The following is a 4605-nucleotide window of genomic DNA, read 5'->3' on the forward strand; positions in this document are numbered from 1 at the left end:
CCCAGACCCAAGCCGCTCGCATCGGTACCCGGCCGGACAGCCCCCATCCAAAAACGCTGCCGCTGAAACGCATACGTCGGCAGATCCACTCGCCGCGCAACGGTCCCGGCGAACACGGCGGACCAGTCCACCTTGCCCCCGTGTACGAACATCTCGGCCACGGCGGTCAGCACGGTGTCGGCCTCTTCGCGCCCCTTGCGCAGCACCGAAACCGCAGTGGACCCTTCGGACCGCGCGAGCGCGGTCAGCACGGGGTCCGGACCGATTTCGAGCAGTCGGGTTGCGCCCTGCTCGCCGACGGCGGTCCGGAGCGCGTCATGGAAGCGGACCGGCTCGCGCACCTGGCGGACCCAGTAGGCGGGGGTCGTCCAGTCAGTATCTGCGAGCGGTTGCCCGGTGACGGTGCTGACCGCTGTGAGCACCGGCTGCCGGTAGGTGACCCTCGCGGCGATGTCGGCGAACTCCGCCAGCATCGGCTCCATCAACGGCGAGTGGAAAGCGTGGCTGACGCGCAGCCGCGACACCCGGCGGCCCCGCTCCCGCGCCACCGCCATCACCCGCTCGACCGCGTCCTCGTCACCGGACACCACCACCGCGGTCGGCCCGTTGACCGCCGCGACCGTGGCCCGCTCCCCTTCAGGAAGCCCGCCGAGGATGTCGGTGACCTCGGCCTCGGTGCCCTCGATCGCCGCCATCGCACCACCCGAAGGCAGCGCCTGCATCAACCGCGCACGACCCGCCACCAACCGCGCGGCATCCGCCAGCTCGAACACACCCGCCGCATACGCCGCGACGAACTCGCCGATCGAGTGGCCCAGCACCACATCCGGCGCCACACCCCACGACCGCAGCAACTCCACCAGCGCCACCTGCACCGCGAACAACGCCGTCTGCGCATACCCGGTCCCCTCCAGCAGGGCCGCCTCCGCAGAACCCTCCGCCGCGAACAACACCTCCCGCACTGAATGCTCAAACCCCGGCCCACCCGTCAACTCGGCGTCCAGATGTCCACACGCCTCGTCCAGGACCCGCGCGAACACCGGGAACTGGCCGTACAGCTCGCGGCCCATGCCGGGCCGCTGGCTGCCCTGGCCGGTGAACATCCACGCCGTACGCCCCTCAGCCGCCACACCGGACACCACGGAGGCATCACCATCGGCCAGCGCGGCCACGCCCGAGTGCAGGGTGGCGAAGTCGGCGCCGAGCACCACTGCCCGGTGGTCGAGCACCGCACGCGTGGCCGCCAGAGACCACCCGATATCGGCGGGCGCGGAGTCCTGCTCGTCGAGGAAGGCCGCCAGCTGCCCAGCCTGCGCGCGCAAGGCTTCCGCGGTCCGGCCGGAGAGCACCCACGGCACGACGGCCGGCTCCGCGGTCGGCCGCTCGCCGCCCATGGCCGGATCGATCGCGGGAGCTTCCTCAGCCTCCTCGATGATGACGTGCGCGTTGGTCCCACTGATGCCGAACGACGAGACACCCGCCCGACGTGGCCGCTCACCGCGCGGCCACGCACGGGCCTCGGTCAGCAGCTCGACCGCACCGGAGCCCCAATCGACATGCGACGAGGGTTCGTCCGCGTGCAGCGTTCGCGGCAGCCGCTGCTCGCGCAGCGCCATCACCATCTTGATCAGCCCGGCCGCGCCGGCCGCGGCCTGACTGTGCCCGATGTTCGACTTCACCGAGCCCAGCCACAGCGGCTCGGCGCCGTCGCGCCCCTGCCCGTAGGTCGCGAGCAGCGCCTGCGCCTCGATCGGGTCGCCGAGCGAGGTACCGGTGCCGTGGGCTTCGACCGCGTCCACGTCGGACGGCGACATCCGCGCGACGGCGAGCGCCTGCCGGATCACCCGCTGCTGCGACGGACCGTTCGGCGCCGTCAGACCATTCGACGCACCGTCCTGATTGACCGCACTCCCGCGTACCACCGCGAGCACCGGATGCCCCAGGCGCCGCGCGTCGGACAGCCGCTCCAGCACCAGTACCCCGGCGCCCTCGGCCCACCCCGTACCGTCCGCGGCCTCCGCGAAGGACTTGCACCGGCCGTCCCCGGCCAGCCCGCCCTGCCGCGAGAACTCCAGGAAGATCCCAGGGGTGGCCATCACCGTCGCGCCGCCGGCCAAGGCCAGGTCGCATTCCCTCGCCCGCAGCGCCTGGCCCGCGAGGTGCAGCGCCACCAGCGCCGACGAGCACGCGGTGTCCACCGACACCGCGGGCCCCTCAAGGCCGAGGGCGTAGGCGAGACGGCCCGATGCGACGCTCGGGGTACTGCCGGTCAGGAGGTAGCCCTCCATCTCTTCCTCGGGCTCGTGCACGTTCCCGCCGTACCCGTTCGCGGACACCCCGGCGAACACGCCGGTGGCCGAGCCGCGCAGCGACAGGGGGCTGATCCCGGCCCGCTCCAGCGCCTCCCAGGAGGTCTCCAGCAGCAGCCGCTGCTGCGGATCCATGGCAAGGGCCTCGCGCGGCGAGATCCCGAACAACTCGGCGTCGAACCGCGCCACGTCCGGTACGAATCCGCCACCGCTGACGCCAGTCGTGTCGACCAGCGTCCGCACGTCCCAGCCACGATCGGCGGGCAGCGGGGAGAAACCGTCACCGGCCGAGTCGACCAGGTCCCACAGCGCCTGCGGCGAGGTCGCGCCACCCGGATAGCGGCAGCCCATACCGACGATGACAATGGGGTCGTCGTCCACGAACGTCGCCGTCTTCCGGACGGGCGAAGCGGTCTGCTCGACCACCGCGCCCAGGACCCGCGTACGCAGGTGGTCGGCCAGCGCGGCGGGGTTCGGGTGGTCGAAGATCAGGGTCGCGGGCAGCTGGACGGCGGTCGCGGTGGTGAGGCGGTTGCGCAGCTCTACCGCGGTCAGCGAGTCGAAGCCGAGGTCCTTGAATGCCCGTCCGGCATCGACTTCCGCGCCCGACGTGTACCCCAGCACCCCGGCGACCTGGGTCTGTACGAGGTCCAGCAGCAACCGGTCCTGCTCGGCGGCGGGCAGTCCGCGCAGGCGGCGGGCCAGCTCGCCGCCGCCGGCGGCGGCAACCTGCCCGGCGACGGTCCGGCGCTGCCGCGTCGCCGGGACGAGTCCGTGCAGCACGGCGGGCAGGCTGTCGCGTACCGCGGCGAGTGCCGAGGTCCGTAGGGCGACCGGCACCGCCACCGGCTCGTTGATCCGCAGGGCGGTGTCAAGGAGGGTCAGCCCGTGGTCGGTCCTCAGAGCCGGGAAGCCCTGGCGCCGCATCCGGCTCAGGTCGGCTTCGTCGAGTCGACCGCCCATGCCTTCGGAGTTCTCCCACATGCCCCACGCCAGCGACACGGCCGGGAGCCCCTGGGCTCGCCGGGATACCGCGAGGGCGTCGAGCACCGCGTTGCCCGCGGCGTAAGCCGCCTGGCCCGCATTGCCCACCACACCCGCGAAGGAGGAGAACAGGACGAACGCGTCCAGATCACGGCCTGCGGTGAGTTCGTGCAGATGCATGGCGGAATCGGCTTTTGCCGCCAGCACTCCGGCGAGCCGTTCCGGGGTCAGCTCCGCGATCATCCCGTCGTCGAGCACTCCCGCGGTGTGCACCACGCCCCTCAACGGGGCATCGTCGGGGACCGCATCCAACGCATCCGCCAGCGCCTGCCGGTCGCTGACATCACACGCACGGATCGTCACCCGCGCACCGAGAGCGGTCAGCTCCCGTTCGAGCTCACCCGCCCCCGGCGCATCGGGCCCACGCCGGGAGAGCAGGAAGAGGTCCCGCACCCCGTGTTCCGTGGTCAGGTGCCGGGCCACGACCGCGCCGAGACCACCCGTACCGCCGGTCACCAACACCGTGCCACGCTCACCCCACGGCACCGGCAAGGTCAGCACGACCTTGCCGACATGCCTCGCCTGCCCCAGGAATCGCAACGCCTCCGGAGCCCGGGCGATGTCCCACGCCGTGACCGGGACCGGCCGCAGTGCACCACTCTCGAACAGCCCCAACAACGCCGTCAGCATCTCGCCGATCCGCTCAGGACCCGCATCCATGACATCGAACGACCGATAGATCACGCCCGGATGAGCATCGGCGACCTCGTCCGCGTCGCGGATATCGGTCTTGCCCATCTCCACGAACCGGCCACCCGGCCGCGTCAACCGCAACGACGCATCCACGAACTCCCCAGCCAGGCAGTCCAACACCACATCCAGCCCGACACCACCCGTNAGCCAGGCAGTCCAACACCACATCCAGCCCGACACCACCCGTCGCCGCGGAGAAGACCTGTTCAAACTCCGTCGTACGCGACGAAGCAATACGATCGGCCGCAACATCCAGCCCGCGAAGAGTCGGCCACTTGGCCTGGCTCGCCGTCGCGAACACCTCCGCACCCAGATGCCGAGCCAACTGCACCGCCGCCATACCCACACCACCGGCAGCGGCATGAATCAACACCGACTCACCCGCCCCCAGCCCCGCCAGATCCACCAGCGCGTAGTACGCGGTCAGGTACACGATCGGTACCGACGCCGCCTGCTCGTACGACCAACCGCCCGGTATACGCGCCAGCATCCGCGCATCCGCCACCGCCGACGGCCCGAACCCGCCGTCCAGCAGACCCATCACCCGGTCACCCACAGC

1 protein-coding gene and 1 pseudogene are annotated in these 4605 nt (G+C 71.5%); both read right to left on the bottom strand.

The features are described from left to right. Positions 1-4298, bottom strand: a 4298-nt coding sequence (locus EEJ42_RS51745; RefSeq protein ID WP_425472869.1) for an SDR family NAD(P)-dependent oxidoreductase, incomplete at its 3' end; no start/stop codon positions are given. Continuing rightward, positions 4252-4587, bottom strand: a pseudogene (locus tag EEJ42_RS54575) (MDR/zinc-dependent alcohol dehydrogenase-like family protein); the annotation flags it as partial. The pseudogene EEJ42_RS54575 and the gene EEJ42_RS51745, both read right to left, overlap by 47 nt. Positions 4588-4605: the final 18 nt, after the last annotated feature.

The organism is Streptomyces botrytidirepellens, from assembly GCF_003721215.1.
Classification (GTDB): domain Bacteria; phylum Actinomycetota; class Actinomycetes; order Streptomycetales; family Streptomycetaceae; genus Streptomyces; species Streptomyces himastatinicus.